Source organism: Micromonospora sp. NPDC005171 (genome assembly GCF_040608575.1).
In the GTDB taxonomy this organism is placed as follows: domain Bacteria; phylum Actinomycetota; class Actinomycetes; order Mycobacteriales; family Micromonosporaceae; genus Micromonospora.
The window spans coordinates 39,753-63,178 of the sequence record NZ_JBEXIM010000034.1 but is presented as its reverse complement, the minus strand read 5'-3'; the positions used below and the strand labels follow the sequence as shown (position 1 = coordinate 63,178).

Genomic DNA, 23,426 nt, shown 5'->3' with positions numbered 1-23,426 from the left:
CTGGCAGTTGAACGTGCCCCAGGCGGGCACCTACCAGGTGTACGCCCGCTTCCCGACGGTGTCCGGGGCGGCCACCGACGCGAAGTACACGGTCAATTCCAGCGCGGGCCCGACGGTGAAGACGGTCAACCAGACCGCCGGCGCCGGCACCTGGGTGAGCCTCGGCTCGTACAGCTTCGCCGAGGGCAACACCCAGAAGGTGACGCTGTCGGACCAGGCCACCGGCACGGTCGTCGCCGATGCGGTGAAGCTCGTCCGGGACAACGCGACCGACGTCGACAACGAGAAGCACGACTACAGCTACCGGTACGACGCCAACGGCAACCTGACCACGATCACGGACGCCTCCCCGGGCACCCGGGTCGACAGCTATGCGGTGACGTACACGAAGCTGAACCAGGTCGACAAGGTCACCGAGTCGAAGTCGGGCTCGGAGGTGAACTCGACGTCGTTCACCTACAACGAGAACAGCGCTCCGCTGACCACCGACCACGACAAGCAGTACGCGTCCTACGCGTACGACGAGCGTGACCTGGTGTCGAAGGTGACCAACGGCAAGTCGGCCACCGACGCGTCGCCGAAGGTGACGACGTACACCTACACCGACCGGGGCGAGAAGCTCAAGGAGGTCAAGGGCAACGGCAACACCGTCGACTACACGTACTTCCTCGACGGGTTGTTGAAGTCCCAGACGGAGAAGAAGTCGAACGGGACGACCCTGGTCTCCGAGTCAACCCTCGACTACGACCTCAACGGCAACCGGTCGCACGATGTCACCAAGAAGATGAACGCCGACAACCACGGCGCTTACCTGACCACTGCCAGCGACTTCACCTACGACCCGCGGGACCGGCTGGCGTCGCTGACGAAGACCGGCGACGGCGCCGGCACGGAAACCTACGTGCACGACGCGAACAACAACGTCACCAGCCAGACGGTGAAGGGCACGTCGACAACGTTCAACTACGAGCGGAACCGGCTGCTGACCGCGGCGACCGGGGGTGCGACCGCGTCGTACAACTACGACCCGTTCGGCCGCCTGGACACCGTCACCGCGGCGGGCACCGTGATCGAGCGCAACGTGTACGACGGGTTCGACCACGTCGTCGAGAACCGCAGGAACAACGGCACCGCCACCTCGACGACCAAGTACACCTTCGACCCGATGGACCGCACGACGACCAAGACCACGGACGCCGGCGGTGCCAAAGAGAAGACCACCACGTTCAGCTACCTCGGTATGTCCGGTGAGGTCCTGGACGAGGAGGTCGCCGGCAAGCTGACCAAGTCCTACCAGTACTCGCCGTGGGGCCAGCGACTGTCGCAGATCACCCACAAGACGGACGGCACCCAGGAGGACGGCTACTACGGCTACAACCCGCACACCGACGTCGAGACCCTGACCGACAAGACCGGTGACACCAAGGCCACCTACGGCTACACCGCCTACGGCAAGAACGACGACGCCCAGTTCACGGGCATCGACAAACCTGACACGGCGGACCCGACCAAGGAGCCGTACAACGCCTACCGGTTCAACGCCAAGCGGTGGGACCAGTCCTCCGGCAACTACGACATGGGCTTCCGCGACTACAGCCCAGGTCTCAACCGGTTCCTGTCCCGCGACAGCTACAACGGCGCCCTCGCCGACATGAAGCTCGGCAGCAATCCCTTCACCGGCAACCGGTACGCCTTCGGCGGCGGCAACCCCATCAGCGCCATCGAGAACGACGGGCACTGCTGGGACTGGGCGCAGGATGCCTGCGACTGGGTGGCCGGCAACGCCGAGGAACTGACGTCGGCTACCCAGCATGGCCTGGAGATGGCGCTGGGTGCGGCGATGATGGCCGGCGGAAGCACACTCGTCAGCGGCGGCGCGGCCATTTGCGCCACCGGTGTCGGCTGTTTCGGTGGCGGTCCAGCGGCGGTTCTAGGGGTGACTCTAATCGCTGGCGGTGCTGGACTCGGTGTGCATGGTGCCATGGGCCTTGGCCAGGACCTGGCAAGCATGCACCGTGTCTCGGGGTCTTCAGGAGGCAGTCCGAGCGGCGCCGGGTTGAGAACGCCGAAGCCAGGTAGCACTGACGGCGGACCGGGCGCGTGGAGGGAGGTCAATCGAGGCGGTAGCGAGGCGTCTAAGGCTTACCAGGAGACGGCGACTGGTGTGACCCGTGGCAACGAGTACAAGGTTGACGAAGTTGACTTTGATGGCTACTCCGGTGGCAAGCTGATTGAAGCGAAGGATAATTACTCCTCCTTCATCGACAAGAAGACCGGTGACTGGCAATGGTGGTTCAAGAACGGGCGCTCAAAGGGCAGCAAGGAGACTGGTTACCAGGGCCTAGTTCGAGAGGCCAGGTCGCATCAGGCGACTGCGGGCGAGCACAATACCGCGGTCGAGTGGCGCGTGTCCACGCCGGAAGTGAAGGCGATGCTCGAGCGGACCTTTGCGGAGGAAGGTATTAACATCCCCGTCGTGGTCTACCCGTAACGCACTGGAGGTGTAGGTGGCATGCTTGCAGAAAAGGTCTTGTTCCAGGTGGTATGGGGAGCCCGACAGGAAACCGCCGACCAGATCGCCCATCGGTGGTGGCGCTTAAACCAGCGACTGGGCACGGTGGATCCGCTGCTCAGTCGGTGGGTGATCTTGGAGGAGCACGACGAGGGCTACCTGGAGTTGAATCTCGATCGCCAGACCCTGCTGAAGCAGGTGGTTATCGAGGGTGCCAACGAGAACAAGCCCGATCTGGGCTTCGGATTCGGTGCCTGGAATGGCCAATCGGGCGAACTCGAAGTGAGCTTCCGGGCACAGGCTGGGCAGTCGCAGTCGGCGTCTGGCTTGGTCAACAGCGCTCGAATCGAGGTTAGGCCACAGTCCGAGGACGAGGTGCATCGGTGGACAGCTGCGGCGCGGAGCGTGCTGATGTCGCTGGTTGAAGCGTTCGATCCTGACTTCGGAATGGTGTGGACGCACCCGGTGAGGCAGGCGCAGCAGGTAGCGCCGGCTCATCCGTTCGCCGGATTCATCACGTACCTTTCCGGGATGCGAGGATCTTCGGTTCCGGCCGAGCTTCGGCCGGAAGTACAAGAACAAGGCGGAGTCCTCCTCTCGCTCGTCGTCCCTGGCGAGGGCTGGCCAGGCGTCGAGGAGGTTGCTCGGCTCGGATCCGCTCTGAAGCAGGCGGGCTCACTGGAGCCTGCGGTCTGACCATCACTGCCTGCTGCTTAGCGAACGCGTGAGATGCGAGGGTCGTCACACGGATATCTCGTGTGGCGACCCTCGCGCAATCGTCAGCGACACAGGGGTGCCGACCCGCCGTCGACAAAATCGCCTGGTCAACGCCGGCTGGACCATCCTTCGCCCGTGGAGTCAGTTGCAGCATGCTGGTGGTCCTGCTATTGACACCGGGAGGACAGCCCATTGTTCGACGGTCGGCGTCAGCACATACTCGCTCAACTGACGGGATGTGGAGGCCGAGTGGAAACATTGCTTGACCTGGCTCGGACGTTGTCGTCGGGTCAGTTCGGCGAGCGTGGTCTGGCCGAGGTCAGGAACGTCGAGCAGGAGTTCGTCGAGGTGATCACATTCACGCCGGCGGATGAGATCGTCTCCGTGCTCCATACCGTGCTCGACGAGGATTGGATGGGCCTACCGGTGTGGGCGCGCAATCTCGCGTACCGGATGGTCTGTCTACAGAGGCCGGACGACGTGGCTCTGCTGAGAGAGGCGGCGACGGATCTGCGAAACTTCGGTCCCGACTGGGATGAAATCGCCGCAGCGTTGAATGGAAGAGCGGAATCGCTGGAGAAGGATCAGGATTGAGAATGGCGACGATGCCCACCGGATGTCCATCCGGCGGGCATCGTTCCGCACGGCCGTTTCATAATCGATAGTCGGAATGCAAGTGACTCGGCGCGTATTGGAGAGATGGTTCCATGGATGAGGGTCAAGGTTCGGAGGCTGGCTACCCAGGCTTTATCGTGATGCGACCGCCTCGCCTTTTCAAGAACATCGGCACACTCAAGCGCGTCGCGGTGGCCAAACTGGCCGGCATCCGAATGATTAGCGCCGCCTTTTCCGGGGAACGCCTGCTGTTTCAGCCTTGGCTGACGGTCATGGTTGATGAGGGTCCTTGTGTTTCTGTCACGGGGGTCTACCGGACCGACACGTCGCTGAGAAACGAGCCGGAGGAGGAGGGTCCGATCTTCTGCCTGAGAAAGTCTACCTGGCTGTCTGCCACCGACCTCGCCTTGGTGAAAAGAACGTCTGACTTCAGGTCGCATCTGTGGGGCGGCGAGCAGGTCGTTGACTCCTTCACGTTCGTCAACCGAAGCACCGGCCGCGAGGCGATCGGTATAACGGAAGAATTCGTCACCTCCATGAACAGTTCTGAGTTGACGCTGCACGCCGTCGACCGCGCCAGTTCTCGGTTTCAGTTCATCAGAGTAGAGGTAGGGGGCGAGGTTCGTGCCTTCAATATCGGATACTCGCCGGTGACGACCTCCATCGACCTGGTGGAGTCGGCACTCCCTGATTGGTTGGCGTCGGTCGATCGGGCTGTCAATGTTCCGGGATTTCAGCCGGACGGTCCGCTGACCATCAGCATCGACCGATCGGTGCCGGAGCTCATAGGTTAGGCGGGTAACCGCATAGTTAGGAAACGAGGAAGGGTGGGCCCGCCGCTGCACGGTGGGCCCACCCTGGCCAGCGCGACCGCCGCCCCCGCGCCGGCCTCGACCACGCCACGCCACCCACCACGTCGGGTTGGGCAAGGCTCGGCCGCCGTTCGGGGGTGTCCCTATGGGTTTCGTCAAGCGGGGAGGGGTGCCTGATCTGTCGGCCGGGGTCGGTAGGGGATCTTGTCGCGGAGCATGGCGAATAGGACGTCGCAGCGGCGTCGGGCGAGACAATGGGTGCAGAGAAGGCGGCTGCTCCGTTCGGGGCAGGAGAGAGCAGTTTTCTGCCTTTACGACGCCAACCGTACGGTGCCGGTCGGCTTCCACGTCACCGCCTACGGCACGAATCCCGACGGCACAGCTGGCATCGCGATCGACGACATCGTTCCGAACACGTACAACGGGACTAACCTCGGAACGTTCAACGATCCCAACACCGGGGCCCCGGTACCAACTGGGGCATGAGTTGATTGCCGAGCTGAGGAGACGTGGTGCCTGGACCCGCGGAGTTGGAGGCGTTGTTGCGTCTCATGCCGCCCGTGACGGAGAGCGACACGGTGGTCGACTGGGACGAGATTGCCGAGTCCTGGGGGAGACCCTTCCCGGCCGCGTACCAGCGCTTCATCGCGGTCTACGGGGCGGGGTTCATCGAGGACTACCTGGTGATCGGCACACCGGAGCCCTGGGTCGAACCGCCCGACGGGGACGGCGCTGACATGCGTGCCGGTACGGCGTTCGCCGCCAGGGTCCTGTGGCAGGAGTCGCGTAAGGAGCGCGACCTCGAGGGCGGCACCCCACGGCTGATCCTGTGGGCCACGGACTCCAGTGGCGACAACCTGTGCTGGGACGCCTCCGACCCGGACCCGGAGAAATGGCCGGTGCTGCTCTACAACCGCGGCGAGAGCATCTGGCGTCGCTACGACTGCGGCATGGTCGAGTTTCTCGTCCGCCACCTGGAAGGAGACTTCCCCACCTGTCCTCTGGGTGACGTCTACCTCTTCGGCCGTAGGAGGGCCACCTTCCTGACCCGGACGGAGTACATGCGCCGGCTGCGGTCCGGGGTGGACCCGTGGACTGGCGAGCCCGACCCCTACGCCGGCATGTTCAACTACGGATAGCGTACGCAATTGTCGGCTTTTGTCTTCGGAGATCCGGACCGGACGTTAGCGATCGGGTAGTCCAGCTCCGCCGCCCGCTTTCGCAGATCCGCCAGTCGCTTCTGCGGATTGACTGCCCGGATGATCTCATCGGTCAGGGGCTGCAGCGTGAGGATGTGCTCGACGACGGTCCTGTCCAGCTCGAGGTCGTAGACCGACCAGGCGTACTCCAGGTATTCCTCCGCGGCACCGTCGCACAGGATGTCGAGCAGCCAGGCCCCGTCGGGATCGGTCTCATCGTCGTCGGCGGGCGAGAGGTCGATGCCCTCGCCGGCGTGCCACCGGTCGTCCGCGGAGCGTCGCCAGAGCACGAACGTGGCGTCGAGTGTGCCGTCCTCGTGGCAGAACGTGGGCTCGTGCACCAGCGGGGCGAACTGTTGGGGCAACTCCTCCAGCAGGCCGGGCCACAGTTGGCCGTCGGTGTAGTTGTGCATTGGTGAATCGTGGTAGACGCCGCGGATGAATGCACCGTCGGCGGTGAAGACGATGTCGTACTCCTCGCCGCTGCCGGTGCGCATCGAGGCCACTTCGGTCTCGCCCCGCCTTCGGCTGTAGTCGTAGTAGACGCCGCCGACGATCGTGTCGAGCATCGCCAGGGCTCGGGAGCGGTCACGGACCACATCGATTGGTGGCAGCTTGGCGGCAGTGTCGTAGACGGTCACCGGGCGAACCTACGACTCGGCGTCGGACGGCACCGTCGCGAGGCGGGTTCAAGACCACTGTGGGTATCGCAGCAGTAGACAATTGGTATTCGGGCTTGGAAGGCCGTGCGTGTTCGGCTATGGTGCCCCATGCTTGGCTCGGTAGATTGCGGGCCCTTCTGTCAAGCGGCTGACGATTGCCGCGTGTATCGGATGCGGCTTGACTGGCACGGGCAGCCCTGTTCTGTAGTCACCAGAGCGGATGATCTCCTCGGTTTCATGACGGACGCCATGGGTGGGGATCGTGGCGAATGCCGGTCGGTTGGCGGTGCGGATCTCGCCGGAGCGTCCTCCGTGTCGATTTCGTTACATCGACACGCCGCCGAGAAATATAGACGTTAATCACCGTCGTGCCGCCCTGCGCTGGCCTTGTCGTGCCGTTACACCGCCGCCTAGCCTGAGCGCGCTCATGGGTTGACGGGGGAGCGGTGAGATGAGAATCGATATTCGGCTGTTGGGCACTGTGGAGCTAAGGGTCGATGGCCAGCTCGTGACGATGGGTGCTGCCAAGCGTCGGGCGGTGCTCGCCGGGCTTGCCCTTGAGGCGAACCGGCCGGTCTCGCTGGACCGGCTCTCGCAGATGGTCTGGGCCGGTCCCACCCCTGCATCGGCGGTGGCGAACCTTCGCTCCCATGTGGCCGGTCTGCGCCGCGCGGTCGGTGACCGGATCGTCGCCCACCCGGGCGGTTATGAGCTGCGGTTGGCCGGGGGTGAGTTGGACGTCACCGAGTTCCTGCGGCTGGCGAGGGACGCCCGGGCGGGACGGGACAGTGCCGACCCGGTGGCGGTGATCGGCCGGCTCGCCGATGCTCTCGCCCAGTGGCACGGGCCGGCCGGTGAGGGCCTGCCGCGCAGCACCTCGCTGGACAACCGGTGGGCGACGCTGGACGAGCAGCGGCTGCAGATATTCGAGGAGTTGGCCGATGCGCGGTTGGCCGTCGGTGAGCACGCCGGCCTGCTCGCGGGCCTGCGCGAGCACCTTGCGGCCCATCCGTTGCGGGAACGCGCGTGGGGCCAACTGATGCTCGCCCTCTACCGGTGCGGCGACACCCCCGCTGCGCTGTCCGCGTTCCGGGCGGCCCGAGACAGCCTCTACGACCAGCTCGGCATCGAGCCCGGCAGCGAACTGGCGACACTGCACCGCGCGATGCTCGACCGATCGCCCGAGCTGAGCTGGGTGCCGGCGGTGGTGGTCGAGCCGGTCGCTGTCGCCCAGCACCGGGTACCGGACGTCGATGGAAGCTGGGTGCCACCCCGGGAGCTGCCGGCGGACCTGGTCGCCTTCGTTGGGCGTACCCGGGAACTGTCCGACGTGGTCGCCGCGGTGACCGGCCCGGCGCCCGCCGTCGCGGTGGTCTGTGGCCCCGCCGGCGGCGGCAAGTCGGCGCTCGCGGTCCGCGCCGCCCACACCGTCGCGGCCGCCTTCCCCGACGGTCAGATCTACGTCGACCTGGGGTACCAGACCGACGTGCCGGGCGAGGAGGTCGTCGCCCGGGTGCTGCGCAGCCTCGGCGTCGCCGCCGCCGACGTCCCGCAGCACCCGGAGGAGCGGGCCGGCCGACTCCGCTCCCGGCTCGCTGGCCGCCGCCTCCTCCTGGTGGTGGACGGGGTCACCCACGCCGCGCAGGTACGCCCACTGGTCCCCGCCGGGCCCGGGCCCGCGCTCGTCGTGGTCGCCCAGCGCCAGCTGCGGAGCCTCGACGGGGTACGCCGGATCGTGACCGGCGTGCTCGGTGACGCTGACGGACGAGCCCTACTGGGGGCGCTGGCGGGCCCGGAGCGACTTGACGCCGATCCCGCCGCGACCCGGGAACTGCTGCGGCTCTGCACCGGACTGCCGCTGGCACTGCGGGTCGCCGGCGCACGACTAGCCGGTCGACCGGCGCTGTCCATGGATCGGCTGGTCGCCCAGATCGGCGACGGACGTCGCCGGCTGGACTGGTTGGCGCACGGTGACCTCTCCATGCGGGATCGACTCGCCACCGGCTTCGCGGCGGTCCGCTCTGAGGACGAGGTGGCCGGTCGGCTCATCGAACTACTCGGCGGCGCGCCGGACGGTCAGCTGCTGCCGGACAGCGCCGCCGCGCGGCTCGGCGTCACGGCCGAGCGCGTGTGGCGGGCGCTCGAGGAGTTGATCGACACGCACCTGGTGTACCTCGACGAGCCGGCTGGCTACCGGTTGCCGGCGTTGGTTCGTGAGTACGCCGCGGAACTGACCGGGCTGCCACCCGTGCCCCGCCACCTGATCAATGGGTGGCGGGTCACGCCTGGTGACCGTGACCGCCGGGCGTTCCAGGGCGTTCTCGATCACCTCTGAGGGACCCGGACGGACGACCGGGTGGTGACGAACGCCGCGCGGAGCGCGGATGTGCAGATGAGGCGCACGAATCACCGACGGCTGATGTGCGGCGTCTGCCAGCCCCTGCGCCCGCAGTCCGCCCCGCCCGACCGCCCGCCCGCCCGGGGGCATGATCGCGCTCGATTCATGTTGTAGTGGTGTCGCGGGCGTCGGGAGGCCACTCGATCCTGGATCGAGCACGATCATGCGGGCAGCTCTGCTGCGCCACTCTGCTGCGCCACTCAGCGGTTCGCCCGTTCGATACCTCGCCGGACGAGGCCGCTGACGCCGGGGAGGGTGATCGCCCGGATGGTCAGATCGCTCATCCACACGTGGAATCGGCTGGGCGGCGCGTACTGGGCCATTCCCCGGCGGGCGAGGGCCTGCCGTTTGGTGACCTCCGGGCGCAGTCCGGTCTCCCACTCGGCGAGTGCCGCCGGGAGGTCGTCGTCGTGCCTCCGCAGGGCGGCGCCGAGGTGGTCGGCGCCGGCCAGTGCGAGGGCCGCGCCGTGTCCGGCGAAGAGCGTCACGCACCACGCAGCGTCTCCGAGCAGCACGACGCGCCCGGCGCTCCAGCGCGGCATGACCACCTGGCTGACGGCGTCGAAGTAGGCGCTTGCCGGGTCCTTCGCCAGGTGGTCGATCGCGTCGGGTACGCCGCCCGACAGGTCTCCGAACGCGGTCCGGAGCGCGTCGACCGGCCCTCGGCTCAGGTCGGCGGCAGGCTCCGCGCTGCGATAGGTGAAGAACGCCGACGACCGCTCCGGACCCAGGTTGACGATCGCCGCGGTGCGCCCCGGGCCGATGTACGTGGTGGCGGACGACTCGGGCACGCCAAGCACCGGGTGGGTCAGGGGGAAGGCGGCCACGAGGTACGGGAGGTCCACCCGGAAGTCGGGGCCGAACACGGCGGTACGGGTGGCCGAGTGCACCCCGTCGGCGCCGACCAGCAGGTCGGCCTGCTCGGTGGTGCCGTCGCTGAACTCCACGCGTACGCGATCGGTGCCCTGGTCGACGGACGCGACGGTGGTGCCGAAGCGGATGTCGACACTGTCCCGCACCGCTTCGAAGAGGCTGGATTCCAGGTCTCCGCGGAACACTGAGAGGGCTCGCTTGCCGAGGGCGGCCTCGGCGATGGCGGACGGCACTGTGAACTTGGGTCGTCCGTCGGCATGGACCAGCACGGTGGTGAACAGCCCGAGGTCGGCGGCGGACAGCCTCGGGAGCAGGCCGAGGCGTTCGGCGGCGTCGTAGCCCGGCCCGATCAGGTTCACCAGGTAGCCGCTGCTGCGCCGGGCCGGGGCCCGTTCGGCCACGATGACCTGCCATCCGTCCTGGTGTAGTCGCAGGGCTGTGGCCAGCCCGGCTATCCCCGCACCAACGATCACCGCACGTTTCATCGAGCACCTCGCCATCTAGTATGAGCAGTCGCTCAAACCAGTATGAGCGACTGTTCATACCGGCGCAAACGACGGTGTCAGCACCACCTAGACTTCAGGCATGCCGCGCGGAGTCGCCATCCCAGCGCTCAGACAGCAGCTCTTCGCTGCCGTCGAGCGGTTGATCGTGGAAGATGGGCCGAGCCGGCTCACCGGCCGGGCCGTCACGCGCGAGGCCGGCGTCGCGACCGGCCTGCTCTACGCGCACTTCGCGAACTTCGACGACTTCCTGACCGGGTTCGCGGTCGACCGCGTCTTCCACATCTCGGGCGAGGTGGCCGGCCTGCTGGAGCGCGCCGGGTCCGGCACGGTCGCCGCCAATCTGCGCCAGGCCCTCCTGGCGACGCCGTTGGGCACACTGACGGCGTTGACCAGGCTGACCGCGTTCCGGCCGGAGTTGGCGGCGAACGTCGAGGCGGTCCTGGGCAGCGGGATGTCGGGGCTGCGGGGGGTCGAACGCGCGGTCGCCGGCTACCTGGCCGCCGAGCAGCGCCGTGGGCGAGTGCCCGCCGGCGCCGACACCGAGGCACTGGCTCTGGCGGTGGTCAGCGTTCTGCACCACGTCGCGCTGACCGGCCACACCGACTCGGCAGCGGATCACCGGATTCAGCGGGTGATCGGCGCGCTCACCGACGGTTTCCCCGCCGCCGCACCCTCCTGAGCGCCGCGCCGCAAGGCCGCGCCGCAAAAGCCGCGCCGCGCTGCGGCGTCGCCACCTCGCGGCGTCGCCCAGGCCCGGCAGGCTCACTGACAGCCGACGTGGACGATCAGCCTGCCGGGGCAGGGGTTGGCTGAGGTCAGCCGGTGAAGGACTCGGGTCCGAGGCGTCCCCAGGCCACGAACGCGGCCATCGCGAGGTAGGCCAGATTCAGCACGATGAACCTCGCCTCGCCGTAGCGCAGGTGGGTGATCATCGCGCCGACCATCAGCAGGATCCAGCAGACGGCGGTGACCGGCACCAGCACCGGTGCGATGTCCAGCACCGCGGGCAGGACGAGGCCGACCGCGGCCAGGAGTTCGAGGACGCCGAGGGTCTTGACGAAGCCGACGCTGGCGTCGTCGGTCCACCCGCCGCCGTTGGCCGCGGCCAACTTCCGCTTGGGTACGAACACCTTGGTGGTGCCGCCGGCCACAGCGAGTGCGGCCAACAGGCCGGCCGCGATCCACAGAGCCAGGTTCATGATCTTCCCTCCGTATCGGGTCGTACAGGAGACACCGCCGGCTGGTGCGCTGTGACGGCTCGTCGGGTGACGAGGAGCACGGGCGCCCGGCGTCACAGAAGGCCGCAGGTCGGTGTCTGGTGGGCGACGCGGTCGAGATCGACGAGACTGGAGGACGCATGGATGCTGGGGGCGGAATCATGGGTGCGGACAACGCGGACCGGGCTGTCGACGCCTTCGTCACCCACCGGAACCTGCTCTTCACCGTCGCCTACGAGATGCTCGGCTCGGCGGCCGACGCGGAGGACGTACTCCAGGAGACCTGGCTGCGGTGGGCGGACGCGGATCTGCCGGCGGTGCGGGACCAGCGTGCCTACCTGGTCCGGATCACCACCCGACTGTCGCTCAACCGGCTGCGGGCGGTCGGCCGGCGCCGGGAGTCCTACGTCGGTTCCTGGTTACCGGAGCCGCTGCTGACCGCGCCGGACGTCGCCGATGACATCGAACTCGCCGAGAGCGTCTCGATGGCGATGCTGCTGGTGCTGGAGACACTCGCGCCGACCGAGCGGGCGGTGTTCGTCCTCCGCGAGGTGTTCGACCTCGCCTACGACGAGATCGCCGAAGCGGTCGACAAGAGCCCGGCCGCCGTCCGCCAGATCGCCCACCGGGCGCGAGCGCACGTCGCTGCGCGTCGGCCTCGTGGGGTGGTTTCTCCGGACGAGAGCCGGCGTGTGCTCAGGGCGTTCCAGTTGGCCCTCGAAACCGGCGACGTGCAGGGCCTGCTCGACGTCCTCGCGCCGGACGTCGTGCTCCTCGGCGACGGCGGCGGGATCAGACAGGCGGTGCTGCGGCCTGTCGCCGGGGCCGACAAGGTGTCCCGCCTGCTGTGCGCCACCCAGCTCAGGGTCGCGACCATGGCGCTGCACCGCGCCGAGGTCAACGGTCACCCGGCGTTGATTCTCCGGCTCAACGGTGCACTCGACACGGTCCTCGCGCTGCGGATTGACGACGGTCTCATCAGCGGGGTCTACGCAGTGCGTAACCCCGAGAAGTTGTCGCACCTGCGGAGCGAAACGGCCCTGCGCCGTTGACGTCGTCCCGATCGGGCACGCCCTGACCGTCCGTCGGATCTAGAACGGCGGCGACGGCGTCTCCGGTGGGTGCCGCCGGGCGCGTCGGGTGTCCGCGCCAGCGACGCCGAGCAGCACCAGGGCGGCGGCTGCGCCCGCGCTGAGCGGGTCGGCGTGCAGCGTCACCGGCGTCAGCAGGCCGAGGGTGAGCAGACCAGCGATCCGGCTTGGGGAGACCCGGCCGAAGACCTGGTATTCGAGGTGGGCGCGCCCGGCGATGAAGACCACCGGGCCGCCGAGGATGGCGATGAGCCAGGTCGCCGGGAGGTGCCCGAGCGGCTCGGCGATGAACAGTTCGAAGCCGACGCCGGTCAGCACGATCCCGGCGATCATGACCATGTGGGCGAACGCCATGCCGGTCGCGAGCCGGGCCGGGTCACGGGAACGGCCGATGGCGGTGCCCAGCACCCCTCCCGCGACGTGGAAGTAGATCCGCCAGAGGAGGACGGTGCTCACCAGCGCCAGGACGAACCCACCCGTCTGGTCGATGTGGAACTCGCTGCCGCTGAAGGCGAGCCCGATGACGAAGATCGCCTCGCCGAGAGCGATGAGGAGGAACTGCTGGTACCGCTCGGCCAGGTGCTCGGCCGCGATCGTCTGGACACCGAGGCGTTGTGCGCCGAGTCGGGGAGTCGGCCAGCCGAGGAACAGCCCGGCGTAGTCGATCAGCACGGCGAGGGTCCAGAGTGGCCCGCGAACCGTGCCGTCGTTGACCAACCCGCCGACGAGCCAGAGCGGTGCGCTCAGGCCGAACCAGAACAGGATCCGGATGGACTGTCGTGGGTCCGGCCGGCCGTGCCCGGCGACGTGGAAGTACACGACCCGGCCGATCTGGAGGGTCACCAGGGTGATGGCGAAGAGTGAGGCCCGGGCGCCGAAGCCGTGCGGCACGGCGACGGCCATGGTCATGGCACCGACCAACGTCATGATGATGACGGTCTGGACGATCGGGGCGTCCGGGTCCAGCCAACTGGTCGACCAGACCGTCACCGACCAGACCGCCCACAGCGCCAGGAACAGCAGCAGAGCCTGGCCGATGCCCGCGTACACGCCGCGCTGGCCGTCGGTGAAGTCGGTGATCAGCCGCGCGGAGATCCGGGTGAGGGCGAAGACGAAGACCAGGTCGAGGAAGAGTTCCAGAAAGGTGGCCCGCTGGCGGGTGGCTTCGCTGCGCAACAGCCCGTCGGGGGTGTTCCTCATCGGCTCGCCACGCGCCGGTGTCGCCGAACGACCACGTGCCCTCCCGTCGCGGTGATCTCCTCGCCTAACGAGCCAGGGGTCGGCTGTGGCACGTGGGGGGAGGCGGCCGGTCCGCCACAACAGTCACCAATCCGTCACCTGGCCGCTACGGCAGGTGTACGCCTCTACGCTCGTGGGCGTGCCCGGACCTGCCGAGAAGGCCACTGAACAGGACCGGCGTGACCTCATCGTCACGGTCGCGCGAGAGTTGGCCGAGTCGGAGGGCTGGGCGGGTGTGACCACCCGACGGCTCGCCGAACGCACCGAGATCGACATGGGCGACATCTATCGGTACTTCGCCGATCTGGAGGCGCTGATCGCCGCCGTCGCGGTGTGCGCCTTCGCCGACCTGGCCGCCGATCTCGCTGAGGCGCACGCGGAGACCGTCGGCAGCCCCGAGGGGGTCTGGCCGGCGGTCGCGACCGCGTACCTCGACTTCGCGTACACGAATCCCGAGGTCTATGACGCGATGCTCGCGCTGACCCCCGACCTGGCCCTCGGCGTGGACGGCGTGCCGGCCGCGCCGCGGGCGGTCTTCGCCGAGCTGCGGGCGGCCCTGACCCCGCTGGCCGAGGGTCGGGACCCGGACACGCTCGCCGAGGTGGGTTGGAGCCTGCTGCACGGCGTCGTGATGCTCACCCGCGGCGGCCGGCTTCGACCCGAGGGGCAGGAGGACCGCGAAGCGCTGATCGCCCAACGGCTGCTGCGGTGGCCGTGACCGCGCCGCCGCAGCCCGATCGCGTGCGTCCCGTTGCCCGTGGCGATGATGGTGAAACGCGGGATCGGGTCGTGGTCGCAGACGGCGGCCGTGACGGAACGGTTCACGAAAATCCGGAAGATCCCAGATCCGTGTCCCACCTATCCTGTCCCCCGGTCTTTCAGGCGGTGGCATGGGGAGGGGATGGCATGACGGTCGGTTTGGCGGCGGCCCGGCGGCAGGCACAGGTGTTGATCTTCGATGCGGACGACACGTTGTGGGAGAACAACGTCGTCTTCGAGCGGGTGATCGACGACTTCCTGGGCTGGCTTGACCATCCCACCCTGGACCGGGTCGAGCTGCGGGCCGTCCTCGACGACATCGAGCGGGCCAACGCGGTGGCGCACGGGTACGGCAGCAAGGTCTTCCTGCGCAGCCTGGCCGAGTGCCTGGAGCGGCTGCGCGAGCGGCCGGCCACCGACGCCGAACGGCGGGAGATCGACCGGCTGGCGGTGGCCCTGGTCGAGCACCAGGTGGAGCTGATGCCGGGGGTGGCCGACGCGCTCGACGAATTGGCCAGTCGGCACGAGTTGTTGCTGCTCACCAAGGGCGACCAGGAGGAGCAGCAGCGCAAGCTGGACGCCTGCGGCCTGCTGCACCACTTCGGAGCCGCGCACATCGTCGCCGAGAAGAACGTCGACACGTACCGGTGGCTCACGCGGGAGCACGGCTTCGTGCCGGCCGGCGCGTGGATGATCGGCAACTCCCCGAAGTCCGACATCCTGCCGGCTCGTGCGGCCGGGTTGAACGCGGTGTTCATTCCGAACGCGAACACCTGGGTGCTGGAGGACGACGAGCTGGACCCGACCGACGACGGGGTGCTGCGGCTCGCCGCGTTCCGGGACCTGCTGCGGCACTTCTGACCGTACCGAAGCCGAACAGCGTCGGCGATCATGGTCGCGTTACGCCGAGATGCCTGTTTTTCAAGCGTGGGATCATTCTGCCGCCGGCCGTCCGTCGCGGCTTGTCCGGCCGGTCGGAGCCCGCCTAGCCTGGTCCGGCGCTCGCGGCCTTTCGGGGTGTGTCGGGGCGCGTCGGCGTTCGGCGGGTGAGCACCGTGGAGCTGAGTGCTGACGGAGTGGCTGGCCCACCCCGTTCTCGCGCGTGGCGTCGTGCCACGTCCGCGCGGCGGGGTGCCGGAGCTGTCCGCTCCCCTGTCGGACGGCCGAGGGTCAGGGCTGGGTAGTTGCGGACCCGGTCCTGACCGGGCCGGCGAATCGTTCAACCGTGGCGAGCGGGGCAGACCGCACGCCAGATCGACTGTCAGGATGGCGGCATGAAGCGCAGATCTCTCCTGCTCGGCGCGGCGGCAGGTCTGGCCGCCCCGGCGGTGCTCACTCCGGCCGCGCCCGCACTCGGTGCGAGCGGGCCGCTGCGGCCGGCCTGGGGCACGGCCCCGGTGCCCGGTTCCTGGTCGGCGCTGCCGCGCCACAACCGGGCCAGTGAACTACGGACGCTGCCGGCGGAGACGAAGCAGGTGATCATCGTCGGCGCCACCAGCTACACCACCACCTACGCCACGTTGGAGGCGTACGTGCGGGTGCGCAACGGCTGGCAGCCGGCCGCGGCGAAGTTGCCCGCCCGGATCGGCTCGAAGGGCTTCAGCGACAACCACGTGGAGGGTGTGCCGACCACGCCGACCGGCGTCTACTCGATCGGCCCCACCATGTACGGCATCGCCGCCGACCCGGGCGTGCGATTCCCCTACCACCGGCTGGTCAGCGGGGACTGGTGGAACGAGAACCCGTCGTCCTCGCTCTACAACACCTTCCAGCACAGTACGACCAACCCGGGCGGGGCCAGCGAGGCGCTGTGGCAGGAGGTCCCCGCGTACACGCACTTCGCGGTGATCACCTACAACATGCCGCCGAACGTGCCGAAGCCGGTGCCGAACGCGGGCAGCGGGATCTTCCTGCACCAGTTCAGCACCACCGCCGGCAACGCCACGGCTGGCTGCGTCTCTCTGGCACACGATCACCTGGTCGACGTGCTCAACTGGCTGGACCCGGCGCTGTCGCCACGCATCGTGCTCAGCCCGTACGCTCAGCTCAGCCGATACTGAGAGGCGTTGCCGCTCAGCCGGCCTCGCGTCGGACGATCGCCACCGCCACCCGGCAGAACTCGTCCATGTCCGGGTTGAACCTGGCAGCGATGTCGGGATGCAACCCGGAGCGGGTCTCCTCCAACAGCCGTTGGCAGACCTGCTCGACCGGTTCGCCGGCGTAGTCGGCGCGGACCCGGTCGCTGGCGGCCTGAAGCGCCGAGGTCAGTTGCTCCTCCAGCGGGCCGCGCAGCTTCTGCTGCACCGGGTCGAGCCCGCGGGGGTCGAGCGTGACATGTGGCTCCGACATCGGTGCTCCCTTCGTCGGCGTCCGCGATACCCCACCGCGGACGTCGGTCAAACCCCGGTCGGTACGGCGGCGACCCGCACCTGGTACGAGAAGTCCTCCGCCGGCTCCTCGTGGTATGACAACCGGCGGATCTGCCGGTCGTCGTCGTACAGGGCGACGTCCACCAGGACGCCGAGATGGGCGAGGCCGATGGTCGACACCCGCTTCTTGTCCTGCAACACCGCACAGACGCCGCCGAGCAGCGTGCTCGCGTCGGACGTACGGTGCCCGGGCGGGCAGCGCAACACCAGGTCCACCTCGATCGGCCCGGGCAGCGGCGTCCAGCCGGTGCGCTGGGCCGCGGCGAGGGCGGCCTGGAGCAGGGTGCGGACCCTCGTCGCCTGCCGATGCCCGGCGGCGAAGATGGACAACGCTTCGGTCTTGACCGGTGGCAGGCCGCTCACCTCGAACGTCAGGGCGAGAGCGCGGGTGTCCTGCACGACGGCACCTCCTCGTTGGGACGATCCTGCCGAACCGGGGGACTGGCGGTGGGACGTTCCCGCGATTACCAACCGATCGGGCAGGCAGGGGTCGGCCGGAGGCGTGTCGACGGCGGCGGCGAACGCGCCGGCTGCGGCGCTAGGAAAACGCTAGCCGACGATGCCCGCGCTCGGTAGTCGGTCGTTCACCCGGTGGGGCGTGGTGCGAAGGCGCAGAACTCGTTGCCCTCGGGGTCGGCCAGCACCCACCACCAGTGCGCCTCGTCGAGCGGCTCCCGCAGCAACGTCGCGCCCGCCGCGATCAGCGCCATCGGCTCCGGGTCGGCCAACTCGACGTCCCAGTGCATGCGGTTCTTGACCCTCTTGGGCTCGGGCACCCCGTCGAACACCCAGTACTCCCAGGGGAACCCGGCCGCGCCGACCACCGACGAGGTGGTCGACTCGTGTTCCACGGCGCCGCCGAGCACGCCGGCCCACCAGGTCGCCTGAGCGGCCGGGTCGGCCGAATCCACCACCAGCTCGAACGGGCCCGGTCGGGTGCCCTCCCGTGCGGGGAACGCGCAGAACTGGTTGCCCTCCGGGTCGTCCAACACCCACCAGGTGGCGTCGCCGGCCGGTTCGCGAACCAGTCGGGCGCCGTCCGCGAGCAGCGCCGCCGGCTCCGCACCGGCCAACCGCAGATCCAGGTGTACGCGGGTCTTGCCGACCCGCGGCTCCGGCACCTTGTTCACCCAGATCGACTCGGCGTCCGAGGGTGCGGAGCGCGGGTCCACCCGGGTGTCGTCGTCACCGGCATCGGCCACGTCACCGTCGAGCATCCGGGCCCAGAAGGCGCCGAGCGCGAGCGGGTCGTTGGCGTCCAGACAAAGATCTTTGAAGCGCGCGATCATCGTCCCATCATGCCCGCTCCAGCCGGACCGGTGGGCAAGCGCCGCTCGGCGGTGTCAGTGCCGCTCGACGCCCCGTCGATCATGGAGTCGTGGTGGGTGACAAAGTCCTCGCGGGACACCAATCCAGGCACCACAACTCCATGATCGACCAGGCGGCCGGTCGGGGCATGTCTCCGGGTTTCGCGTTCAGTGCTGCTTGGCGTACGCGACGAACGCCTTCCAGGCCGTCGGGTCGACGTGCAGGGTGCCGCCGTCGCGGTCCTTGGTGTCGCGGACCAGCACCACGCTCGGCAGGTTGTCGGCGACCTCGACGCAGGATCCGCCGTTGCCGCCGGACCGGGTCGACTTCCGCCACTGTGGGGTCAGCATGCCCATGACTTCGCCACTTCCTTGATCAGCTCGGTTGACTGCCGGCGGGGGAGCGCCTCGTTCCGCACGATCTCCCACGTCTTCGCCAGCTTAGCGACGTCGGTCGCAGCATCGACGAACTGCGCGGTGAGCTGGTTGTCGGCGTGAGCCACCCGCTCACCGTCCGGCATCTCGGCGATGATGAACTGACCGGCCAGCCCCAGATACATCCCAGCATCCACGGGCACGATGTGCACCTGGATATGCTCCGCCGCCGTTGCCAACTGGGCCAGGTGCTCGCACTGCTCGACCATGAGGCCCGGCTGGTCGAGCACCGGCCGGCGCAGCACCGCCTCGTCCAGCACGGCGATGAGCTGCGGCGGGCGCGGGCGGTGCAGGATCGCCTGGCGTTCCAGCCGGGAGGCGACGATCCGGTCCACGTCCTCGGCGTCGAACCGGCCACCGGCCAGCGTCGCGCGGGCGTACCGCTCGGTCTGGAGCAGACCCGGCACGTACGCCAACTCGAACCAGCGCAGCGTGGTCGCCTCCCGCTCGAACTCGATCCACTCCCGCAGCCAGGCCGGCTCGGCGTCGAGCCGGGCCAACCCGTCCAACATCCGCAGGAAGCGCCCGCCGGTCCGGTGCTGGGTGTCGACCGCCCGCATGTACTCCTTCGTGGGCGGTCGCCCGCCGGTCTCCACCGAGCTGACGTGTGAACCCGAATAGCCGATGCCCCTGCCGAAGTCGTCCTGACTGAGCCCGAGCCCCGTCCGGAACAGACGCAATTCCTCCAGCACGTAGTCGGTCACGGTGCCCATCGATTCCCCAACCTTCGCTCAGTCTGGCTCGGCGTGTCCCTCATGGGTGCTCACCTGGACCGCTGAGCTGCACGAACGGCGTGAGCACGTATCGACGGTAGTCGCCTCATCACCAGACTGTCACCAATGGCGGGTCCGCTGGTGGCCGAAGTGGCGGCGGCGGGCTCTGCCCCCGGGGTCGCTCCCGTCTCCCCCTTGCGGGAGCGGCCCCTCCCCGCCCGAGGAGGTCGATGTGTGGAGCCCGACAGCTCAGCAGCCCGCAGTGCGGTGGCGGTGATGGTGGTCCGGCCGCCCGTGCCGCACGTCGCCATGCGCCCGCTGTGGCGGTGCCGGAACTGTGGCAGCGAGTGGCCCTGCCAGCCGGCCAAGCTCACCCTGCTGACGGAGTACCGGACCAGCCGAACCGCACTGCTGATCTACCTCGGCACGCTGATGCACGAGGCGACGAACCAGCTCACCCAACTCCACCCGGATCATCCACCGACCGGGATGACCGAGCGCTTTCTCTCCTGGGCCAGGGCCCCGCGGTCCCAGCGCGTGATCGACTCGCCTTTCTGAAAGGCGGGGCTTCTCTGGCGCGGTGACAGCGCGACTTCCAGGAAGCCGAGTCGATCACGCGTGCGGCGCCGGGGCGCAGGCAAGAGGGCCGGTCGCTGTGCGCACTCTCGGTGTGACGGTCAGGTTTCGCGGCTTCACGGCGGGGGCAGAGTAGCCGCTACAGAGCATCCGCGCCGGAGTTTCCGCAGCTCGCCGGCTCGGAATCGGCTCGCCGTGCGCCGGGGCACGGATGCCCTCCCCGGTCTTTCGCCGAGGAGAGGGGGAGGGCGATGACGGACCCCGAAACGGCTCGACACCGACGCCGGCCGGTTGTTCGGCTGGGCGCGGCGGCTGCCGCGCTGGCACTCGTCGCGCCGCTGGCCGCGTGCGGCGCTGACGACGCCGGCGGCCCACCGACGATCAACCTGTACTACCCGCCCGAGCAGAACCTGCAGAAGGTCGTCGACGACTGCAACGCGCAGGCCCAGGGGCGGTACGAGATCGCCTACCGGGTGCTGCCCCGGCAGGCCGACGACCAGCGGGTGCAGATGGTGCGCCGGTTGGCCGCCGAGGACAGCGGGATGGACCTGCTCGGGCTCGACGTCACCTGGACCCAGGAGTTCGCCAGCGCCGACTGGATCCGTGAGTGGACCGGCCAGGACAAGGCCGAGGTCGAGCAGGGCACCCTCGCCGGACCCCTGGACACCGCCCGGTACGAGGACAAGCTGTACGCGGCGCCGAAGAACACCAACGTCCAGCTGCTCTGGTACCGCAAGGACCTGGTGCCGCAGCCGCCGACCACCTGGGACCAGATGATCAGCGCGGCCCAGCAGCTCAAGGACCAGGGCAAGCCGTACCAGGTGCTCACCATGGGCGCCCAGTACGAGGGTCTGGTGGTCCTCTACAACACCCTGGCCGAGAGCGCCGGTGGGAAGATCCTCAGCGACGACGGCAAGAAGGCCGTGATGGACGACGGCACGGTCCGGGCGTTGGAACAGCTGAAGAAGTTCGCCACGTCGGGCGTGACCTCGCCGTCGTTCAGCAACGCCACCGAGGACCCGGTCCGGCTGGAGTTCCAGTCCGGCTCTGGCGCGTTCCAGGTGAACTGGCCGTTCGTCTACCCGGCTCTCCAGGAGGCCAACCCGGAGCTGGCCAAGCAGGTCGGCTGGGCCCGGATCCCGGGCATCGACGAGGGCACCCCCAGCAAGGTCACCATCGGCGGGGTCAACCTGGCGGTCAGCTCCTACTCCAAGCACCCCGAGCAGTCCTTCGAGGCGGCCCGGTGCATCCGCAGCGCCGAGCACCAGAAGTTCTCCGCCATCAACGACGGCGTGCCACCCACCATCGAGGCGGTCTTCGACGACCCGGAGATGACCGAGGCGTACCCGATGAAGGACACCATCCTGGAGGAGCTGAAGGAGCCGGCGACGCGTCCGCTGACCCCCGCCTACCAGAGCATCTCCACTGTGTTGTCGGCGATCCTGTCGCCGCCGTCCGGGATCCGTCCGCAGCAGACCGCCGACGAGTTGCGCGACGCCATCGCCGACGCCCTCCAGTCCAAGGGGGTCCTGCCATGAGCATCAACGCCACGCCGACCGGCGCCGACGTCGCCGCCGAGGAGACCCGCCGGCCCGCCGCCGTACCGAAACAACGCGGCGGCCGTCGCAAGCCCCCACTGAGTGAGAACAAGAAGGCCGAACGCAAGCTCGGTCTGCTGCTCTGCGCGCCGGCCGCGCTGGTCATGATCGCGGTGACCGCGTACCCGATCATCTATTCGGTGTGGCTGTCGTTGCAGCGCTTCGACCTGCGCTTTCCCGACCAGCGCGAGTTCATCGGGCTGGAGAACTACGTCACGGTGCTCACCAACGAGTTCTGGTGGACCGCGTTCGGGGTGACCGCGTTGATCACGGTGGTCACCGTGGCCGTGGAGCTGGTGCTCGGCATGGGCCTGGCGATCATCATGCACCGCACGCTGGTCGGGCGTGGCCTGGTCCGGACGTCGGCGCTCATCCCGTACGGCATCGTCACTGTCGTCGCCGCGTTCTCCTGGCGGTACGCCTGGACGCCCGGCACCGGCTACCTGGCCGACCTGTTCAGCGACGGCGCGCCGCTCACCGAACGGGCCAGCTCCCTGGCGATCATCATGCTGGCGGAGATCTGGAAGACCACCCCGTTCATGGCGCTGCTGCTGATGGCCGGGCTGGCGCTGGTGCCGGAGGACCTGCTCAAGGCGGCCTCCACCGACGGCGCGACCGCCTGGCAGAAGTTCACCAAGGTGATGCTGCCGGTGATGAAGCCGGCGATCCTTGTCGCGCTGCTGTTCCGCACCCTGGACGCGTTCCGGGTCTTCGACAACATCTTCGTGTTGACCGCCGGCGGCAACGAGACCTCGTCGGTGTCGATGCTCGCCTACAACAACCTGATCCGGGGCCTCAACCTCGGCATCGGTTCGACGATGTCGGTGCTGATCTTCATCACCGTGGCGATCATCGCCTTCGTCTTCGTGAAGCTGTTCGGCACCGCTGCTCCGGGCAGCGACGACGGAGAGAGGCGCTGACATGGCTGTCGAAACCACCACCAGGGCAAAGCTGCGCTGGGGTCTGCTCGACGTCCTCGTGGTCGTCTTCGCGCTGGTCCCGGTGCTGTGGATCGCATCGCTGTCGTTCAAGACGCCGGCCACCCTCACCGACGGGAACTTCATCCCCCGGGAGTGGACGCTTGACAACTACCGGACCATCTTCGACACCGACCAGTTCGTCCGGGCACTGGTCAACTCGATCGGCGTCGCGCTGATCGCCACGCTGATCGCTGTGGTGCTCGGTGCGATGGCCGCGTACGCGATCAGCCGGTTGGACTTCCCCGGCAAGAAGTTGCTGGTCGGCGTCTCCCTGCTGATCGCGATGTTCCCGCAGGTGTCACTGGTGTCGCCGTTGTTCGAGATCGAGCGTCAGCTCAGGATCTTCGACACCTGGTTGGGTCTGATCCTGCCGTACATCACCTTCGCGCTGCCGCTGGCGATCTACACGCTGTCGGCGTTCTTCAAGCAGATCCCGTGGGACCTGGAGAAGGCCGCGAAGATGGACGGCGCCACCCAGGGACAGGCGTTCCGGCGGGTGATCGCGCCACTGGCCGCGCCGGGGCTGTTCACCACGGCGATCCTGGTCTTCATCTTCTGCTGGAACGACTTCCTGTTCGCCATCTCGCTGACCTCGACCGAGCGGTCCCGCACGGTGCCGGCCGCGTTGTCGTTCTTCACCGGCGCGTCGCAGTTCGAGGACCCCACCGGGGCGATCTGCGCGGCGGCCGTGGTGATCACCGTGCCGATCATTCTGTTCGTCCTCTTCTTCCAGCGTCGCATCGTGTCCGGTCTGACCTCCGGCGCAGTCAAGGGATAGGTGAGTAGTC

General features: G+C 68.4%; 24 protein-coding genes. 15 read left to right on the top strand and 9 right to left on the bottom strand.

Annotation, left to right across the window (positions count from 1 at the left end):
- The 5 genes from ABZU74_RS27455 to ABZU74_RS27435 form a co-directional block, all read left to right on the top strand.
- Nucleotides 1-2,491 (top strand): RHS repeat-associated core domain-containing protein (locus ABZU74_RS27455; RefSeq protein ID WP_355429544.1); only part of this gene is annotated, 2,491 nt, incomplete at its 5' end.
- Between the two features lie 21 nt (nucleotides 2,492-2,512).
- Nucleotides 2,513-3,208 carry an Imm52 family immunity protein gene (locus ABZU74_RS27450; protein WP_355429541.1) on the top strand — a complete coding sequence of 232 codons (696 nt, stop codon included), beginning with the start codon at nucleotides 2,513-2,515 and terminating at the stop codon, nucleotides 3,206-3,208.
- A 270-nt stretch (nucleotides 3,209-3,478) separates the two neighbouring features.
- Nucleotides 3,479-3,823: a hypothetical protein gene (locus ABZU74_RS27445; protein ID WP_355429538.1), complete on the top strand. Its 345-nt coding sequence runs from the start codon at nucleotides 3,479-3,481 to the stop codon at nucleotides 3,821-3,823.
- A 113-nt stretch (nucleotides 3,824-3,936) separates the two neighbouring features.
- Nucleotides 3,937-4,638 (top strand): hypothetical protein, encoded by a 702-nt coding sequence (locus ABZU74_RS27440; protein WP_355429536.1) that lies wholly within the window; start codon nucleotides 3,937-3,939, stop codon nucleotides 4,636-4,638.
- A 530-nt stretch (nucleotides 4,639-5,168) separates the two neighbouring features.
- Nucleotides 5,169-5,795 carry a hypothetical protein gene (locus ABZU74_RS27435; RefSeq protein WP_355429533.1) on the top strand — a complete coding sequence of 209 codons (627 nt, stop codon included), beginning with the start codon at nucleotides 5,169-5,171 and terminating at the stop codon, nucleotides 5,793-5,795.
- Here the strand turns inward: ABZU74_RS27435 and ABZU74_RS27430 are convergent.
- On the bottom strand, nucleotides 5,786-6,496 hold the full coding sequence (locus ABZU74_RS27430; protein WP_355429530.1) for a hypothetical protein: 711 nt from the start codon (nucleotides 6,494-6,496) through the stop codon (nucleotides 5,786-5,788). The two genes, ABZU74_RS27435 and ABZU74_RS27430, sit on opposite strands and share 10 nt — an antisense overlap.
- A 472-nt stretch (nucleotides 6,497-6,968) precedes the next feature.
- On the opposite strand from ABZU74_RS27430, the gene ABZU74_RS27425 reads away from it, so the two are divergent.
- Entirely contained in the window at nucleotides 6,969-8,852 is a 1,884-nt protein-coding gene (locus ABZU74_RS27425; protein WP_355429527.1) for a BTAD domain-containing putative transcriptional regulator, read from the top strand.
- A 263-nt stretch (nucleotides 8,853-9,115) separates the two neighbouring features.
- Here ABZU74_RS27425 and ABZU74_RS27420 read toward each other — a convergent pair whose 3' ends face one another.
- A complete protein-coding gene (locus tag ABZU74_RS27420) occupies nucleotides 9,116-10,273 on the bottom strand; it encodes an FAD-dependent oxidoreductase (protein ID WP_355429525.1) in 1,158 nt (385 codons plus the stop codon).
- A gap of 100 nt (nucleotides 10,274-10,373) precedes the next feature.
- Between ABZU74_RS27420 and ABZU74_RS27415 the strand changes: the two genes are divergently transcribed.
- Nucleotides 10,374-10,973: a TetR/AcrR family transcriptional regulator gene (locus ABZU74_RS27415; RefSeq protein ID WP_355429522.1), complete on the top strand. Its 600-nt coding sequence runs from the start codon at nucleotides 10,374-10,376 to the stop codon at nucleotides 10,971-10,973.
- 136 nt (nucleotides 10,974-11,109) lie between these two features.
- Here ABZU74_RS27415 and ABZU74_RS27410 read toward each other — a convergent pair whose 3' ends face one another.
- A complete protein-coding gene (locus ABZU74_RS27410; RefSeq protein ID WP_355429519.1) occupies nucleotides 11,110-11,493 on the bottom strand; it encodes a DoxX family protein in 384 nt (127 codons plus the stop codon).
- 158 nt (nucleotides 11,494-11,651) lie between these two features.
- On the opposite strand from ABZU74_RS27410, the gene ABZU74_RS27405 reads away from it, so the two are divergent.
- The gene (locus tag ABZU74_RS27405) at nucleotides 11,652-12,563 is read left to right on the top strand and encodes an RNA polymerase sigma-70 factor (RefSeq protein WP_355429516.1); all 912 of its coding nucleotides are present in this window, start codon (nucleotides 11,652-11,654) and stop codon (nucleotides 12,561-12,563) included.
- A gap of 39 nt (nucleotides 12,564-12,602) precedes the next feature.
- Here ABZU74_RS27405 and ABZU74_RS27400 read toward each other — a convergent pair whose 3' ends face one another.
- On the bottom strand, nucleotides 12,603-13,802 hold the full coding sequence (locus tag ABZU74_RS27400) for a low temperature requirement protein A (protein ID WP_355429513.1): 1,200 nt from the start codon (nucleotides 13,800-13,802) through the stop codon (nucleotides 12,603-12,605).
- A 178-nt stretch (nucleotides 13,803-13,980) separates the two neighbouring features.
- Here ABZU74_RS27400 and ABZU74_RS27395 point away from each other — a divergent pair, with 178 nt between their 5' ends.
- The 3 genes from ABZU74_RS27395 (at nucleotide 13,981) to ABZU74_RS27385 (ending at nucleotide 16,660) form a co-directional block, all read left to right on the top strand.
- Complete coding sequence (locus ABZU74_RS27395; protein WP_355429511.1) at nucleotides 13,981-14,559, top strand: TetR/AcrR family transcriptional regulator; 579 nt, start codon at nucleotides 13,981-13,983, stop codon at nucleotides 14,557-14,559.
- Nucleotides 14,560-14,759: 200 nt separating this feature from the next.
- The gene (locus ABZU74_RS27390; RefSeq protein WP_355429553.1) at nucleotides 14,760-15,461 is read left to right on the top strand and encodes an HAD family hydrolase; all 702 of its coding nucleotides are present in this window, start codon (nucleotides 14,760-14,762) and stop codon (nucleotides 15,459-15,461) included.
- A gap of 413 nt (nucleotides 15,462-15,874) precedes the next feature.
- Nucleotides 15,875-16,660, top strand: a complete 786-nt coding sequence (locus ABZU74_RS27385) for a L,D-transpeptidase family protein (RefSeq protein ID WP_355429508.1) — start codon at nucleotides 15,875-15,877, stop codon at nucleotides 16,658-16,660.
- Nucleotides 16,661-16,673: 13 nt separating this feature from the next.
- Here ABZU74_RS27385 and ABZU74_RS27380 read toward each other — a convergent pair whose 3' ends face one another.
- The 5 genes from ABZU74_RS27380 to ABZU74_RS27360 all read right to left on the bottom strand — a co-directional run bounded on the left by ABZU74_RS27380 (nucleotide 16,674) and on the right by ABZU74_RS27360 (nucleotide 19,484).
- Nucleotides 16,674-16,949 carry a hypothetical protein gene (locus tag ABZU74_RS27380; protein WP_355429505.1) on the bottom strand — a complete coding sequence of 92 codons (276 nt, stop codon included), beginning with the start codon at nucleotides 16,947-16,949 and terminating at the stop codon, nucleotides 16,674-16,676.
- Between the two features lie 47 nt (nucleotides 16,950-16,996).
- On the bottom strand, nucleotides 16,997-17,428 hold the full coding sequence (locus ABZU74_RS27375) for a hypothetical protein (protein WP_238657005.1): 432 nt from the start codon (nucleotides 17,426-17,428) through the stop codon (nucleotides 16,997-16,999).
- Nucleotides 17,429-17,613: 185 nt separating this feature from the next.
- Nucleotides 17,614-18,318 (bottom strand): VOC family protein, encoded by a 705-nt coding sequence (locus ABZU74_RS27370; RefSeq protein ID WP_355429502.1) that lies wholly within the window; start codon nucleotides 18,316-18,318, stop codon nucleotides 17,614-17,616.
- Between the two features lie 186 nt (nucleotides 18,319-18,504).
- Nucleotides 18,505-18,687 (bottom strand): DUF397 domain-containing protein, encoded by a 183-nt coding sequence (locus ABZU74_RS27365; protein ID WP_112583309.1) that lies wholly within the window; start codon nucleotides 18,685-18,687, stop codon nucleotides 18,505-18,507.
- Entirely contained in the window at nucleotides 18,681-19,484 is an 804-nt protein-coding gene (locus tag ABZU74_RS27360) for a helix-turn-helix transcriptional regulator (protein ID WP_355429499.1), read from the bottom strand. The genes ABZU74_RS27365 and ABZU74_RS27360 overlap by 7 nt, the downstream gene beginning before the upstream one ends.
- Nucleotides 19,485-19,718: 234 nt before the next feature.
- On the opposite strand from ABZU74_RS27360, the gene ABZU74_RS27355 reads away from it, so the two are divergent.
- The 4 genes from ABZU74_RS27355 (at nucleotide 19,719) to ABZU74_RS27340 (ending at nucleotide 23,416) form a co-directional block, all read left to right on the top strand.
- Nucleotides 19,719-20,042 (top strand): flavin reductase, encoded by a 324-nt coding sequence (locus ABZU74_RS27355; protein ID WP_355429496.1) that lies wholly within the window; start codon nucleotides 19,719-19,721, stop codon nucleotides 20,040-20,042.
- Between the two features lie 269 nt (nucleotides 20,043-20,311).
- The gene (locus ABZU74_RS27350) at nucleotides 20,312-21,598 is read left to right on the top strand and encodes an ABC transporter substrate-binding protein (protein WP_355429494.1); all 1,287 of its coding nucleotides are present in this window, start codon (nucleotides 20,312-20,314) and stop codon (nucleotides 21,596-21,598) included.
- Nucleotides 21,595-22,578 carry a sugar ABC transporter permease gene (locus tag ABZU74_RS27345; RefSeq protein WP_355429491.1) on the top strand — a complete coding sequence of 328 codons (984 nt, stop codon included), beginning with the start codon at nucleotides 21,595-21,597 and terminating at the stop codon, nucleotides 22,576-22,578. The genes ABZU74_RS27350 and ABZU74_RS27345 overlap by 4 nt, the downstream gene beginning before the upstream one ends.
- A 1-nt stretch (nucleotide 22,579) precedes the next feature.
- Nucleotides 22,580-23,416: a carbohydrate ABC transporter permease gene (locus tag ABZU74_RS27340; RefSeq protein WP_355429488.1), complete on the top strand. Its 837-nt coding sequence runs from the start codon at nucleotides 22,580-22,582 to the stop codon at nucleotides 23,414-23,416.
- Nucleotides 23,417-23,426 lie beyond the last annotated feature (10 nt).